General features: G+C 41.3%; 11 protein-coding genes. 10 read left to right on the top strand and 1 reads right to left on the bottom strand.

Annotation, left to right across the window (positions count from 1 at the left end):
- Positions 1-370 precede the first annotated feature (370 nt).
- From AAEU28_RS13710 to AAEU28_RS13745, 8 genes are all read left to right on the top strand, one after another.
- Positions 371-1,783, top strand: a complete 1,413-nt coding sequence (locus tag AAEU28_RS13710) for a hypothetical protein (protein ID WP_421964645.1) — start codon at positions 371-373, stop codon at positions 1,781-1,783.
- Entirely contained in the window at positions 1,780-3,108 is a 1,329-nt protein-coding gene (locus tag AAEU28_RS13715) for a glycosyltransferase family 2 protein (protein ID WP_421964646.1), read from the top strand. Before AAEU28_RS13710 ends, AAEU28_RS13715 begins: the two co-directional genes overlap by 4 nt.
- 58 nt (positions 3,109-3,166) lie before the next feature.
- A complete protein-coding gene (locus tag AAEU28_RS13720; RefSeq protein WP_421964647.1) occupies positions 3,167-4,264 on the top strand; it encodes an HlyD family secretion protein in 1,098 nt (365 codons plus the stop codon).
- A gap of 339 nt (positions 4,265-4,603) precedes the next feature.
- The gene (locus tag AAEU28_RS13725; protein WP_421964648.1) at positions 4,604-5,017 is read left to right on the top strand and encodes a GntR family transcriptional regulator; all 414 of its coding nucleotides are present in this window, start codon (positions 4,604-4,606) and stop codon (positions 5,015-5,017) included.
- A gap of 2 nt (positions 5,018-5,019) precedes the next feature.
- Positions 5,020-5,922: an ABC transporter ATP-binding protein gene (locus AAEU28_RS13730; protein WP_390442597.1), complete on the top strand. Its 903-nt coding sequence runs from the start codon at positions 5,020-5,022 to the stop codon at positions 5,920-5,922.
- 9 nt (positions 5,923-5,931) lie between these two features.
- Entirely contained in the window at positions 5,932-7,824 is a 1,893-nt protein-coding gene (locus AAEU28_RS13735; RefSeq protein WP_421964649.1) for a hypothetical protein, read from the top strand.
- Complete coding sequence (locus AAEU28_RS13740; protein WP_421964650.1) at positions 7,821-9,728, top strand: hypothetical protein; 1,908 nt, start codon at positions 7,821-7,823, stop codon at positions 9,726-9,728. Before AAEU28_RS13735 ends, AAEU28_RS13740 begins: the two co-directional genes overlap by 4 nt.
- A gap of 43 nt (positions 9,729-9,771) precedes the next feature.
- Positions 9,772-11,895: a prolyl oligopeptidase family serine peptidase gene (locus tag AAEU28_RS13745; RefSeq protein WP_421964651.1), complete on the top strand. Its 2,124-nt coding sequence runs from the start codon at positions 9,772-9,774 to the stop codon at positions 11,893-11,895.
- A gap of 101 nt (positions 11,896-11,996) precedes the next feature.
- Here the strand turns inward: AAEU28_RS13745 and AAEU28_RS13750 are convergent, their stop codons facing one another.
- A complete protein-coding gene (locus AAEU28_RS13750) occupies positions 11,997-12,890 on the bottom strand; it encodes an alpha/beta fold hydrolase (protein WP_421964652.1) in 894 nt (297 codons plus the stop codon).
- A 259-nt stretch (positions 12,891-13,149) separates the two neighbouring features.
- Here AAEU28_RS13750 and yjeH point away from each other — a divergent pair, with 259 nt between their 5' ends.
- Together yjeH and AAEU28_RS13760 are read left to right on the top strand one after the other, a co-directional pair.
- Positions 13,150-14,403, top strand: a complete 1,254-nt coding sequence (gene yjeH, locus AAEU28_RS13755; RefSeq protein ID WP_421964653.1) for an L-methionine/branched-chain amino acid transporter — start codon at positions 13,150-13,152, stop codon at positions 14,401-14,403.
- Between the two features lie 173 nt (positions 14,404-14,576).
- Positions 14,577-16,181: a DUF4041 domain-containing protein gene (locus tag AAEU28_RS13760; protein ID WP_421964654.1), complete on the top strand. Its 1,605-nt coding sequence runs from the start codon at positions 14,577-14,579 to the stop codon at positions 16,179-16,181.
- The last annotated feature ends 2 nt before the right edge of the window (positions 16,182-16,183 follow it).

Consider the following 16,183-nt stretch of genomic DNA (forward strand, 5'->3'; position numbering starts at 1 on the left):
ATTTGCAACAATCTTCGCTTTATATTGAAAAGCTATTCAGCCTTTTAGTTCTCCCGTTTTTTGCAAGTAGTGAAATAGAAAAACAAATTAAACAAAACATTTTAAGTATTAGATAGGTCTTTTACTCTAATCTCTTGTTGATAAGAATTGTTCTTATCTTGCTAATATAATTGGCTTTTTTATTTATTCCTATTTAAAGGTATAAATTATTTGTGGTACTATCTTCGTAGTTTTAGAAAGCGTATTTATTGAGTCAATTTGATAGCTAAGCAAATTATTGATAAATAAATATGACTAAACGATAGTGGAATCGATGGCAGATTTTGCTCGTTGCTTTGTTCTATTTAAGTAGTTAATGGATTAATGTTGTATGCTCGATCAGTCTAAGTCTCACCTTTCATTTTTTTCTTCTTCTATTTTTATTGCTGAAAACGATCAAGCCCTGAAAAATTTTGGTTTAACAGAGCTGCTTTATTTCAAAAACATCGATTCGTTTGAGGCTGAGTTTTCAGAAAAGCAACATATTGGGTTGATCATTTTAGATTTACCAGCTCAAACACAAGATGAAACATTGGCTTTCTTAAGGCAGTCAGAGACGTTTTGGTTAAGCACCATATTTGTTTGCCAAGCGAGTTCGCTGTCGACTCATTTGGCTAATGGTATTTGGTCTGAGCAAAGCAAATCATTGGCTGAGTTTAGTGAAACCCGTAAAAAGCAGCTGGCAGTAAACAGCACTTTGGTTGAAACCGCGGTGATGAAGTTACTCAGTTACTTGTGGGTGTTTAAAAATGCGACTTTATTGCCAGCAAAATCGCCTCAAATGCAATCTCTGTATTGGTATCCGTTACTTCAAGCTTGGGGCATAAAAGCCGAAGACAGTATTAATTGGCTTGCCTCTGTCGTTCGAAGAAACTGGCTAGAAGTCGATTCACTCGTTAATCGGGTACGTTATTGCCAGTCCTGTCACAGCGGTCATCTTAATTATGTTGATACTTGCCCGTCTTGCCAATCTATAGATATAGGGCTTAAAGCAAGTTTGCATTGCTTTAATTGCGGTCATGTTGCAGCTGAGCATGAATTTAAGCAGCAAATCGGATTGGGGTGCCCAAACTGTTCAAAACCGCTTCGTCATATTGGCGTTGATTATGATAGACCTATCGAAAATCAGCAGTGCAATAGCTGTTTTAACTTATTTGTAGACTCAGATGTGGTTGCAGACTGCATGGATTGCGGTGAGAAAAATGACGTAAATAACCTGATAGTGCAGAGTGTTAATAGCTACAAGTTATCAGCAAATGGCCGCAATTTGGCGAAGTTTGGTGAAAAGTTTAATAGCTTCATGTTCGACCAAGCTGAAAATATTAACTTCACGCAATTTTGCTGGTTATTACAGTGGCAAAATAACTTGGCGCTCAGGCACAAACAAGAGCATAGCGTTGTTTACATTACAATGGAAAACGTCGAGCAATTCATTCAAGACAAAGGCGAGAAAGTGGCTTTTTCACTGTTTGATGAGTTAGAGCAGCGGATCGCAAAAAGTATTCGTCTTACCGATATTTGCTGTGTGCAAGAAGAGCATAGTTTACTGTTGTTTTTGCCACTCACTCCTTTAGCACAATTGCCAAAAATCTATCAAAAACTCAATGAAATAGAGCTTTTACAGTCAGATAAGAATATAGCCTTATCTATTAAAGCGTTGGCTCTGCCAGATAAAAGCATGTCTGATGATGTGAATATGTGGTTGTTTGAGGCGCTTGAGCAAGCCAGGAGTATTGAGTTTTGAGCGAACTAAATACTATTTTGTATCTAGTCGCCAACATATTCTCACAAGCGACGGAGTTTTTTACCCAAATGATGATGTTTGTGCCCATGTATTTGGCCTACGAAATGCCGTTGTTTGTGTTGATCACTCTAGGCGTACTTAAGTGGCGTAGGGCAAATGCAAAACTGCTAAAAAAGCCCTCTCATTACTTCCCAAAAGTGAGTTGCATCATTACCTGCTATGCAGAAGGGGATGCGGTTAAAACGACCATAGAATCTTTGGTGGAACAAACATATCCGGGTGAAGTTGAAATCATTGCTGTGGTTGATGGTGCGGTACAAAATAAGCATACCTATGCGGTAGCGAATTCTTGTATGAAAAACATCAAGCGAGCAAAACGACATATTCGAGTGTTGCCTAAATGGCAACGCGGCGGGCGAGTATCTACTTTAAATGCAGGCCTTGATGCGGCTAAAGGTGACATCGTTGTCAATGTAGATGCCGACACCTCGTTCGACAATGATATGTTGTGCCGCATAGTGCGTTTGTTTGAAGATCCGAATGTACCCGCAGTTGGCGGTGCGCTTAGAGTAAGAAACGTTACCAGCTCTATTTGGACAAGAATGCAGGCAATCGAATATTTAGTGTCTATGCAGGGCGGTAAAACAGGGCTGGCGCAATGGAATCTAATTAACAATATTTCAGGGGCATTTGGCGCCTTTAGAAAAGACTTCTTAAAGCAAATCGGTGGCTGGGATACCCACACAGCCGAAGATCTCGATTTAACCATTCGCATTAAACAATACTTTAAGCGCCACCCTAATCTCAAAATTCCGTATGCGACACTGGCAATAGGTCACACTGATGCGCCTGACGATTTCAAAACCTTGTTATGGCAAAGGCTTCGATGGGATGGTGACTTACTGTTTTTGTATTTTCGAAAACACTGGCCAGCCTTTTCGCCAAAATTACTGGGTTGGAAAAGCTTTTTATTCACTTTGCTCTATGGCTTTTTACAAAATGTGATGCTGCCGTTTGTGGTATTGGTGTATTTAATCGTCACTATGATTATCTATCCTTGGCAATTTATTGTGTCTTTGTCTTTGGTTATTTTTACGCTGTATTTTTTCACCATCGCGTACTTTTATGCCTTAGTGCTATTAGGTGTATCAGAGCGACCAAAACAAGATCTCAAGCTAGCAGTGTGGCTACCGCTTTATCCCATTTATTCCATGATCATGCGCACCATTTGTTGTTTTGCATTGCTCAATGAATTGGTTCGTCGCTCCCATGAAGAAAGCTCGATGGCGCCTTGGTGGGTGCTAAAGAAAGGACAAAAGTTTTAGTTATTATCCAGAGCTCAGGTTTATTAAGTGTTTTTAAGTTCTCGTTAGGTTTTAAAAGATGAAAATTAGGTTTAATGGAAGTACCAAGTCTGAAAATCCGCAAGTTGAGAAAGGGCTGAATGTGGCTTACGCAGGAAGCAAGCGCGCCGCCTATCAGTTCCGCTGGTATCTTTTAGTACTGTTGGTGACGTCTCCGATAGGGTTAGTGTTATGGTTATTTCTTTTCCCTAAAGTGTCAATTGTGGCCCCTGGCATAGTGACCAGTGAACCGCTTACTATTCGAGCGCCATACGATGGCGTGATTAAATCTGTGCATGTCAGCAAGGCGATGAATGTCGAGCAAGCTCAAGATTTACTGGTACTGAGCAATACAGAACTTGAAGCACAATACAACGAAATTAATCGACAAATGATGATGCTTTACACCCAGCACATGCCACAAAGTCAGATCATTTTAAGTCAGTTAGAGCAACGTAAAAAAGTCGCCAAACAAGGTGTTCAGCGACAAAAAGAGTTACTTGAAAAATACGAAAGCTTTAAGCAAAAAGGGGTGATCCCCGCAGCCGATTTAGCCAGTGCGGTAAATGCGTACAATGCTGCGCAAATGGCGTATGAGCAAACTAAAGTTGATATTTCAAGAGAGAAAGAACGTCAAGAACTAGAGCGCCGTTTTGGCTTAAAAGGGCAAAGATATAATGATCTAAGCTATGAGTTTTCGCGTTTAGCTGCACTTAAGCAGTCGCTGTTTATAAAGACCGACAATGCAGGGCGAATAGAAGACGTATTGGTGCAAACTGGTGATCGTGTCACTGCAGGGCAGCCTTTATTACTCATTGATACTCAGAAAGAAAGTAAAGTAGTCGCCTATTTAGACCCAAAGCACCTTGAATACTCGAACATAGGACAAGAGGCGCAAATTCGCTTTCCAGATGGCACTAAGCTTAATGCAAGGATCAGTGAACCCACCGAGTTAACTTCTCGCTTGCCAAGTTTTTTAATGGGGCCATTTGAAGGTGAAAAAACTGCACTAAAGATTACTTTAAGTTTACCTATCCCAAATCATTTTCAGGTCGAAGGGTTACCAATTGATGTCAGGTTTAAACATCAACAGGTTGAACAAGCATTCGCTTTGTTTGAAAAAAACGACTTACTTTAATGCAATTTATATAATTATCTCAGTCAGTACTTTTTAAGCCTAAAGGTACTGACCTTCTGTCCTGTATTTATTTTCTGTTCTTTAAACCAGTCACAGAAAAGCAGTGATGTTATTGCTGCTTTATTTAGGCATTCGACTGTAATGCTTAACTCCCAAAAAGATACACATTTGTGTCTATAGACTCCTCTTAACTAGCCTTTAAACTATTCTTAAAGCAAAAAAGTAAAAATCAACCAACTGATTTTTATAGATAAATAAAATAACCTAAACTGTACTATTGACGAAGTAGTACACTCGATCTACTGTACTACTACAGATAGTACAGTGAATAATTAGCTAATGACAAAAACTACTGCACTGGCGATACAAATTGTGACCGGGGACGCTCGGCCGATTTTTCGCCAAATTGTCGATGGCATTCGAAAAGAGATTGCCAGCGGAACATTACCAACAGGAAGTAAGTTACCCAGTGTGCGTGGCTTGGCAATGCAATTGACCATTAACGCAAATACGGTAGCCAAAGCCTACAACGAATTAACTGACCTTGGCTTAGTCGAATCAAAGAAGGGTTTAGGCCTTTTTGTGACTCAGCAACAGTGCACTTTATCTGAGGAAGAGCGGACGCAAAAGCTTGAGCAAGCTACCGATGACTTCATAAATGAGATCATTAGCTTAGGCTTTAGTCACCGAGAGATTATTGAGCATCTACAAGGGCAATTACAGACGATTAACAAGCAGGATAAAGAGCGTTAGTTATGGCTAATTACATTATTGAAACCCGAGCACTGCATAAGCGTTTTGGCAAGAAAGTCGCGATCCAATCTCTTAATTTGAAAATAGCACAGGGTGGCATTCATGCCGTGATTGGTGCCAATGGTGCGGGCAAAAGTACTTTATTTAGAATACTCCTAGGACTCGATGCTCCGACCTCGGGTGAGTCTTTTATCTTGGGTCATAACAGTCAGTCTTTAGAGCCTGAACACCGAGGTCGTATTGGCTATGTGAACGAAGAGCATACACTGCCAACCTGGATGAAAGTCCATGAAGTGACCGCCATGCAGAAAAACCTTTATAAAAACTGGCGACAAGATCTCTATGACAGTGTGATAGGTAACTTTAATGTTGAGCAGTCACAAAAAGTATCGGCGTTATCTCGTGGTGAAAGGGCGGGTTTGAATCTCGCTATGGCTTTAGCGCAAGCGCCAGAAGTGCTGATTTTAGATGAGCCAACACTGGGTTTAGACGTCGTTGCCAAGCAAGCGTTTTTAGAAGCTTTGATGTTCACCCAAGCAGATATCGACACCACCATAGTGTATTGCTCGCATCAGATGGAAGAGATAGAGCGTGTCGCTGAACAGTTAATCGTGATTGAAAATGGCGAAATGAAATATAACGAATGCCCCGAAAAATTCTGTGACATGGTGACGTATTGGATCTTTGATGAGGCATTGAGTGAGTCACAACTTAGCACATTAGGTAACGTACTCTCGGCTCGCACTATAGATGAACAAACTCACTTAGTTTTGGCTGACTTAGAGGCCGCAGAGGCATTAGAAAAACTGAATGCGCTCGGCATAGAAGCCGCCACGCAAGTCCCTGTTAGCTTAGATAAAGCCATTGCTTCTATCTTGGCAAAAAATCACCGAGCACCACAGTAGGAGAGCGTGATGTTTGATTTATTCAAAAGTGAATATCAGCGCTACCAACTTTTTGCTTGGGGCATATGCCTGCTTCAGTTGGTGCTGTGGAGCACATTCAGCAAATTTTTCTCAGTGGTAGAGCCGCAATCTGAGTTGCATCTTTTTATTATTTTAGGTGGTGTTGCTGTTGGGGTGTTATTTGGGCTGGTGTCCGTGTCTTTGCATAGAAGAAAGAACCATTGGATCTATCTGATGCATCGACCTTTATCTAAAGGGCGAATTTATTTTGCTCTAAGTCTAGCCGGTGCATTACTGCTGTTTATTGCCTTCATTCTGCCATTTTTAGTGAATGTGTTGATTGCAGATGTCACGACGCAGCAAGTGGTTGAAACAAGACATTACACAAACGTTGTGCATGCATTTTTGGTCATGCTATGTGGCTATACCTTGGGTCAATTTATTGCGTTGGCAAACAATAAACTCGCAATTGGCGTATTGTTCTCACTCACCTATTTGATTTTAAGGCGCCAAGAAAGTGTGCTGTATTTCTTGCTGTTAGATTCAATGTTCTTACTGTTTAGCGGTTATTTAGCTTATGCTTCTTTTCGCGTTAATCTTGCTGCAGAGCAAACATCTAAGCGATTCATCGCCATTGCTGTGCTTTTTATTCAGCCTGTTGCAGTCGTGGGTTTAATATCGTTAAAAGCTTTTTATTACCATATTCCTCTAAGCTTAACTTCGCAGCAATACGACTTTGCTAAACCGCTGCATGAATTAGAAACTCAAGGGCCATTTGATTATGAATTATTACGAAAGCACACCGACCTTGAGGTAATGCAATGGCTTGCCAGAGATATCGAACAGCCACTTAGCGATACAATACAAAGGCAGCTTAAACTTGCTAAAACCAACACACTATCGCGAGCACATTTTTATAAACCTCAACATAAACATGGCTTTTACTTACATACTCGACATAGCCAGTTTGCGCTAGAGACAGATACCACAAAGTGGGTGTTCTCTCATTCAGACATGCTATTTGTCGGTATTGATAGACAAACTGGAGAACGAGTTGGTTTTTTAGGTCGCACTGGGTTTGTAGACCAAGCAAGTCAGCTGACAGAGTCTGATAAATTTGCTGATGTGGCTGTGGCAGTACAAACAAACACTCACTATGTGCAAACCAAAAATAAGCTCTATCAAGTTGATTTTGAGAATAAGCGAATCGATTTGAAATTTGCATTAACTGGTGAAAAAGAGCACTTCACCTCGACTCCAGTACCTATGTTTGATGTGATCTTTATGAGCTCTAACCAGCAAGTTTATCTATTCAATAAAGTGGACTTTGTTGACAGTCTTGGCGGCCTAGCACCAATCAAACGAGTGTCGTTAGACTTTGCCCACCCTGTATCGCCTGAGTTTGTGATGGCAGAGGTGATGGACGGTTATGTGCTCATGGTGCACGACGGCAATTTATTTGCGGCACTCAAAGCTGGCGCGCAATTATTTTACCTGCCTCATGAGGGCGACAACATCACACTAGTGAGCAAAGAAGTGCAGCTTTCAGCGCTGCCAGATTGGTTACACCAACAAAAGTTAATGTTCTCTCCATTGGTGTTGAATGTTGTAGATAACTTAGTGCATTCAACTTTGATGTTTAATTCTGAACCCTCAAAAGGCAAAGGTTTTATTTGGCAAAGACCGATCGATTTGAGTTTTGCATTTCTTATTATCTTTGGTTGTTTGCTTTCAGTTGCTGCAATCTTCTATCTTGGCAAAAAAGCCCAATTAGACAATAAAACACATAAGTTTTGGTTATTGATTGCGCTCATATCAGGCCCAACTGCGCTGATTGCATTCTTGATACTGATGCCATGGCAGAAATTAAAAGGGTTAATTAAAAGGGAGTCAGCCGCATGAGGGATCTATTCTTATCTGAGCTTAATCGCTACAAAGCGTATGCCAAAACGGCGGCATTTATATTTCTAGCTTTACTGGCTTATTTATCGAGTCAGGGCGATCTTATGGCTGGCCGAGGCATGCTCAGCACTGTGCTGAGTGGCCTTGCGATAATACTGCCTTTGATCTTTTCTGTGACGCAATTTTTATTACATAAAAGGAAGAACCATTGGGCGTATCTGATGCACCGCCCATTAGCTGAGCAAATCATTTTCAAAGCGTTGATCGCAGCAGGGTTAAGCATTGTGATGATGGTCCTCGTAGTACCATTACTGTTTATGCTCGTTGTGTTAGACAGTGCGTCACTTGAGCTCATTGAGTTTAGGCATTACCTGTATGTGGGCCACGTAGCACTTATTGCAATATTTGCATATTTCACCGGCGTATATATTGCGCTTTCGGCAAATAAGGGGGCATTACTGATTCTTGGCATGCTGCTCTTTGTGCTCAATAGCACACCAAATTCGCCGTTTCTTGTGTTATTTGTTGACTTGATAATGGTTGCACTTGTGTATTTTTTAGCAAGATCAGCCTTCAAATTGAATGTCAGTCAACACGATACTCGCATGAGTCGCCAATTTATCGCAGCTATACTCATGGGGCCTGCTTTGGGTGCCATTTTAATGTCGACTCAGGCTCTGTTTTACCATATTCCGGTTACGCTATTTTCGACCCATCCTGATCGGTTTGAAAAAGCCGACATACCTGAGTATTACGCTTCAATGTGGGGGCCAGATGCCAAAGCGGTTCTAGATAGAATTTTACCTGTCGATGAAACACAATGGCGAGCCCATTTGCTGCCGAATTTAGAGGGTGTCAGCACATTATTTATGAGCACACATCCAACTTCATTCGATACATTGAACCAGTTGATGCATCAAGATCAGCAACAAAGATACATAGACATGAAAACCCTGACTAAGTGGCAGTTTTCACATCAATATCAAGTATTTTTGGGTTATGACTTGGTCAGCAAAAACCTCAAACATGTCATTGATCAAAATGGCTTTCATGCTGTGACATCAATTGATGACATACAAAACCTAGAGGTATTTTCTCATCCGCCAAGATTGATAGCAGGTCGTTTTATCCAAACACCTAACACGCTTTATGTGCTTGATTTCGAAGAGCAGTACATGGAAATAAAGTTTCAAACGCAAGACGATGAACACTTTTACGGGCCTTTTGAAACTGAACGCGATGGTGAACTTGTCTCTATGGCAACAAATCTAAGAGCGTTGGTATTCGAAAAGCGTGATTTCTTTGCTTTGAATACCAGCAGTGCACCGCTTTTCTCTGTTCCATATCCTGAGCAAGCTTTTGGCAGAATGTATACGCAGTTTTATATGTTACCTGACGGAGCATTATTTCTGTTTCATGGTCGCTCTTACTTTGGCTTCCAAAAACCGGGTGTGTCTGTGGTGTTTGCTGACTATGCAGGCGAAGTGACGCCAGTGACTTCAAAGCAGTATATTGCACACCGACCTTTACCTAAGTTTGTGGCTGAGCAAGAGTTTTGGCAGTCGCCGATTTTCTTTGCCACCGTATTTGAAGCAGCCAATGAGGCGTTAAACAGCAATGATCAAAGCATTGGCGCTGTATTTGATGACTATCTTTCGAGAACAAGGTCTGCTCAAGTTATGGCATATGCCATAGGGTTTACTTTATTCAGTATGGCTTTGGTTTATCTGCTGGCAAGACGAGCACAATTAAGCACACAGCAACAACTGTTCTGGGTGGGTATGGCTCTATTCATGAGCTTAATTGGCGTGGCTTGTTTTATGTTGTTGACCCCATGGCTTAGCAACATCAGAGGCGCGAATATCAAAGCCTCAACAACTTCTTCTAACGCAATCCTAAATTAACCAAGTGATGCGCTTCGGCGCATCAACAACCAGGTAGTGAATAATGAATATGACTGACATTTTCAGTGGTATGCTTCGTTGCGCGCTGATTTTATGGGTAATGTGCACAAGCTCTGCCAAAGCTGAGTTTTTAACCGATCTCAATGAGGTCAAACAACGCGTGCAACAAAAAAAACGTGCGCCGCTTCTACCGGCAGTGCACTTTTTACAAAGCGAGCGTATACAGGCAGTGACCCTATCACCCAATGCCGATTATGTTTTGTATCTCAGCAGTGAAGAAAAAGCGGGTATAAAACGCTGGTCACTTAATCAATATACCCTTGCAGACCTTAAAACCACTAAACTAGTAACACTTAGAAAGCGCCCATCATTTGAGATTTCAAAAGACGGCTCAGCGGTGTTCGTTAGAGTCGGTGAACAGCTTTCAGTGTTGCCATTAAAACACAAAGCCAAGCTGAAAAGGTTGGCCAAAATTGATTGGAAAAAGAAAGAACGATTTTTGGGCGTAGACCCAAGTCAGCCTGCCAGTTTTTTAGTTAAAAAGTGGCGTACCAATGAACGCATCTTTGAAATATTGAGCATTGCAGCTTCAGGCAAAGCGCATGTGATATGGCAGACAACACTGCCTTTTTCACAGCTATTAGTAAACGCGAACACGGGTAACGCGGCTTTTATTAAGCAAGTGAATACCGCAGAAGGCAATCGCGGAGAGCGCTTTATTCATCAAATTCAGCCTGATGGGCCTTTAAAACTGACCTTTACCTGTCAATGGGATGATAAGTGCCAAATACAGGGTTTTAACGACAAATCACAACAGTTACTGATCCAAACCAATCATGATGCAGAGTTTAAAAGACTGGCTTGGTTTGATTTAAAAACGCAGACGTTGCTCGATGTTGCAGCGCAACCACAGCAAGCCTTCGACTTGGTGTCAGCGACATTGGGCGAAGACGAGAATGGCTCGCTCACTCCAACCTCCTATTTATATGAAGGGGCCAAAACGCAGCAATTAAGCCGCCACCCTGTTGTGGCTAAACACTTAACGCATATTCGTGAATATCTCGAAGGCAAAGCATTCACGTTTGCGTTACCTGCGAGTATTAAAGCGTATCAAGCCAAACCTTGGTTGATAAGCTTGCAAGAGAATAGCCCATCAACCCAGTATTATATTTATCAGCCACAGCAACAGACTTTGCAACGCATTTTGAATGAACAAGCAAACGCATTACAACAAAACGACGAAGTAATGAAAGATGCTTGGGTATCTGAAAAAGTGCCAGTGCAATATCAAAGTCGTGATGGATTTAATCTTTATGGTTACTTAACGTTGCCAAATGGTGTTGCGTTATCTGATGCCCCTTTAGTGGTTAAAGCACATGGTGGCCCTTTCTCACAAGTGAAATGGGGTTTTGACAGACAAACACAGTTATTGGCAAATAGAGGCTACATTGTGTTTGAACCCAACTTCAGAGCCTCAACAGGTTATGGTAAAGGGTATGAAAAAGGGGCAAATAAACAATTCGGGCTTGGTATTACCCACAACGACATCATAGATGGTACGCATTTCATTTTATCTCAAGGGATCGGCAATAAACATAAACTCGCCATCATAGGCCACAGTTTTGGTGGCTTTAGTAGCCTGACTGCACTGACTTTTGAAGCCAAACTGTTCAAGGTGGGTTTTGCAGGTGCACCGGGTTTAGACATCGGCCGCTCAGCGCGTTTGTATTATCGCTTTGCTGAAAAAGTGCGTGGGCAATTTAGTGATTATTACTTTAGAAAAATGATCGTGGATTGGGATGACAAAGCGGCCAAAGCACAGCTTACTGCAAATTCACCCAGTGCTCACCCTGACAAAATTCAAAGCCCTGTATTTGTGTGGGCAGGTCGCGGAGATAGAAAAATCTTCATCAATGATGTCAACGACTATGTATTGAGACTGCAAGAGGCAAATAAAGCGGTGAGTTATTTTGTTGACCCTAGTGCACTGCATTCCCCCACATCAAAGCAAGGTGTATTGGCGTATAGCTATTTGCTTGAAAGAGTATTAGCCAAATATCTAGATGGGCAATATCTACCGTTGGACCCAAACAAAGACAAGCGCCTGATCCGCTTTATTAAAAAGCATATGGAAATTGACAAGCTCGCTTTATCAAATGAGCTTTAAATAAGCAGCGTAAACTTAAGCGTTAAATACCGAGTGGCAGAGTGCAAAGCTGCTCGGTATTTATCTAAATCAATCAATTTTGAGCTAGGTTGAGCACAGGCTTATTTGACCTGTTTAAGCAAGGCTTTCAGTTCTTTCACCACAATACTGGGCTCATAGAAAAAAATATTGTGCTGCTCGGTGTTGGCAAAACGGGTAGTTTGTTTTGTTGAGAGCCTGTGCATGTCGTCAATGGCTTTGGCGTACATGGTTTTCATTCTATCCCAAGTTTTTGGGTGCCAGGTGTCGGGCGCATCGCCGCCTTGCCAAATGCCGTTTTTATTCCAAATTAGGGTCAGTGGCGTCAGACCGAAATCGTCGCTATTTCGAATAAACTCAGCGCTGGTTTTATGATTGATGCGCTCTGGATTGCTATTTGGGTCGTTAAAACCCGCTTGCTCTGCTTTCATTCTGGCGATTTCATCTTTGTTGTAGGTATCTTCTTCAGGGTCCCACTTGGCTACGCCGTTGTAAAACATGCCGTATTGAGTGGGGTCAACCAGCAATACCGCAGAAACTTTGTCTTTAAAAAGGTGATTGTAAGCACGCACAGAATAAGAGCCATAAGAGTGCGATACCATCACATAGGGCGGTTTAATTTCTGCTTTATTTAATAAGGCATCAAGTTGTTTGGCGATAACTTGAATATCGTAATGGCCCTTTGAGCGGCTGCTTTTGCCAAGATTCGCTCTGTCATAAAAGCAAATACGATTGGTTTTACTGATAGATTTAATCACACTTTCCCAGCCGCCGTCTGAGCCTGCGCCGCCAAATCCAGAATGCACAATAATATTCGGTGCTTTTTTACCAAAACATTCTATATATAGAGACGACCCATCAATATCGACGTGTTGAGCAAGGCTGGGCGATACAGCTGCGTTTGAGTGTTCGTTTGCATGAGCGGTGCTAAAACCAATCAGCAAGAGAGAAGCAAATAAGTGAGCGTGCTTAAACATCTAATTCCTTGAATTTTAGATCTATTGGCATAAATTCACACAGATTTTAGTTGCTTGCAAGAGTAATTATTCTAGTCGCGCTTTGAATAAGGGGGTTGATGTAAAAATAATCTAAGTTACCTCACTCAATCGAATTGCGGGTATTTTGTTGGTAAACCGTCATTTTGTCGGTTTGATCTGCTGAAAGTGGGTGAAATTGCGCAGAATGCAATGAACAACATTTATATACTAGCCCCACAATAACAAGGGGTAACGAGAAATGAAAACAGATAAGCAAGGCATAGGGCGCTGGCAAGGGGCGGGCATGATGGCCACCACTTTGTTGGGCACTGGGGTATTTATATTGCCACAATTAACTGTGGCGCAAGCAGAGTTTAGCGCGCTCTATGCTTGGATACTATTAACCGTCGCAATTGTGCCGGTCACGCTGATTTTTGGAAAATTGGCCGCACGTTTTGCCCATGCGGCAGGGCCAGCTTATTTTGTCGAAAAAGCGTTTGGCAAGGTTGCAGGCCGAGTGATTGGCTTAATGTTTATGTGCGTAGTGCCAATTGGCGCACCAGCTGCCATTGTCATGACCTTTATGTTTGTGCAGCAAATTGTGCCAGTACAAGGGCAAACTTTACTTTTAGGTCAGCTCTCTACCTTATTGTTTTTATGGCTAATAAATTTACGCGGCATTCAAGTGTCGGCCAAATTACAATTTGCGCTTACGCTGATTATTTTAACTTTGGTGATCTTACTCTTTGGCAAAAGTAGTCCAACCGCGGCTAATTTTAACTCCAGCTCATTCGATACCTATGCCATGCTTGGCGCCGCGGGGATCGCATTTTGGAGCTTCTTAGGTGTCGAGGCAATGTCGCACCTGTCGGATGATTTCAGAAATCCAGAAAAAGACATGATCCCAGCGATGCTCATCGGTACAGTATTGGTTGGCGCTGTGTATGTGGCGTGTACTTTATTAGTCATTGCCTATCCGAATAACGAATCACTCAGCATGGTTGGGCTGTTCAATGCGTTTTTCGGTGAATTATTCGGTCATAACGGACATTATGTAATTGGCGTTTTGGGCGTCGCTGGTGGACTGGCAACCGTTAACGTATATATCGCAAGTCTTGCACGATTGATCTGTAGTTTCGCAGAGCAGGGCGTATTACCAAGCTATTTGGCAAAACGAAACGAATTCAATGTGCCTTTAAGCGCGCTAACCACGCTTATGCTGGTGATTGCACTGGTTTTAATTGTCACATTTTATAGCCAACAAGACCTAGAAGACTTAATTAACTGGGTGAACGGTGTGTTTGTTGTGATTTACGCCGCGGCCATGTTAGCGGCATGGCGATTACTGAGTGTGAAAAACCGCCCAATGATTTTACTCGGTTTAGGCTTTTGTCTGGCTCTTGCCATTGGCATAGGCGCACACATGATCTATGCATTCATTCTAATGGCCGTGATCACCCCATTTGTGATGCTGCAAAAGCGAAAGCAGCTTACTAAAGTGAGTAATGCTTAGCCTTAGGTTTGGTGTTTAGTAATATTTGAGTAGGTAAAGGCATGAGGTGGGAGCTTCGTGCTTTTCTGTTTCGAATTATCTTCCTAGTTATTATTTTATTCAGCACTTTAAGTTGAAAAATCGAACTGAATCAATAGTATTAGAAACCAAGTAATAACTTTAAGGAATACTTTATGGAACAAGGTAATACAGGGAATATTGTTACGATAATTACCCTTTTTATAATTCTCATACCGTTGTTTATCGCTTGGTTATCTAAACGCAAAAGAAATAAAGTTGAAGCAGAATTTGAAGACTTAGTCCAGCAATTAGAATCTCAGAAAACCATAACCAACGGATTACAAGAAAAATACAGCTCTATTATTGATATGGATTCGCATGTTCAACAATTACTTTCTGAATCTGAAAAAATAGCAGCGTTAAATATATCAAATTCCGAAGCAAAATTAGTTCAAGCTGAAATAGAAGCTAAACGCCTTATTGCTGAAGCCAACGCAGAAATTGAGACTATAACATTAGAGTCTAAAGAACTTAACTCTCAAGCTAATCAGAAGCTTAGGGATGCGAAAGAAAAAGCTTTGAGTTTAACCGAAACTGCTCATCAAGAGGCTAAGTTAATAGTCTCACAAGCAAAAGAGCAGGCTCAAATAATAGCTGGGGATGCTTATGATGCAAAAGAAAAAGCTGATTCTTACAGTGCTGCGATCAAGGCAATGAGAAATACGATAGAAGGTTATAAGGATGATTATATAATTCCAAATCATTCAGTTTTAGATGATCTCGCGGAAGAGTTTAGCTTCAAAGAAGCTGGAGAGCAGTTAAAACAAGCGAGAAAAAGAGTACGTGATATGGTCAAACAAGGTCATGCGGGTGACTGCGATTATGTAGAACCACAGAGAAAAACATATGCAATTCACTTTGCAGTTGATGCGTTCAATGGAAAAGTTGATTCAGCTTTATCTAAGGTTAAACATGATAATTATGGAAAAATTAAACAAGAAATTGTAGATGCTTTTGCTTTGGTTAATCACAACGGAGCACCATTTAGAAATGCACGTATTAATCAATCTTTTTTAGATGCTCGTCAGGATGAATTAAGGTGGGCAGTATCAACCCATGAACTTCGTCAGATTGAGTTAGCTGAACAACGTGAAATTAAACAGCAGATTCGAGAAGAAGAAAAAGCAAGAAAGGAGATGGAGAAAGCAATTAGGGAAGCTGAAAAAGAAGAACGCATCCTTCAAAAAGCACTAGAAAAAGCAAGGAGTGAATTAGCCAGTGCAAATGAAGAGCAAAGGAAAGATTTTGAGGCACAACTCGCCGAGCTTGAAGGTAAGTTACATGAAGCTGAAGAGCGAGGTCAAAGAGCGTTATCCATGGCTCAACAAACACGAAGAGGCCATGTTTACATTATAAGTAATATAGGTAGTTTTGGAGAGAATGTATTTAAAATAGGGATGACAAGACGATTAGAGCCTCTAGATAGAGTTAAAGAGTTAGGCGATGCTTCAGTACCATTTTCATTTGATGTCCATGCAATGATTTATAGTGAAGATGCTCCTTCGTTAGAAAAAGATTTACATCGCAGGTTTGAAAGAGAATCTGTAAATAAGATAAATCCGAGGAAAGAATTTTTCAAAACTACACTTGCCGAAATTAAGCAAACAGTTGAAAAACATAACTTATCTGATGTTCACTGGACTATGAAAGCCGAGGCTACAGAATATAGAGAGTCTTTAGCTATAGAAGCTGCACAAAAAGAAGAGAATGTTGCATAACT

Source organism: Pseudoalteromonas sp. SS15, assembly GCF_049257195.1.
Classification (GTDB): domain Bacteria; phylum Pseudomonadota; class Gammaproteobacteria; order Enterobacterales; family Alteromonadaceae; genus Pseudoalteromonas.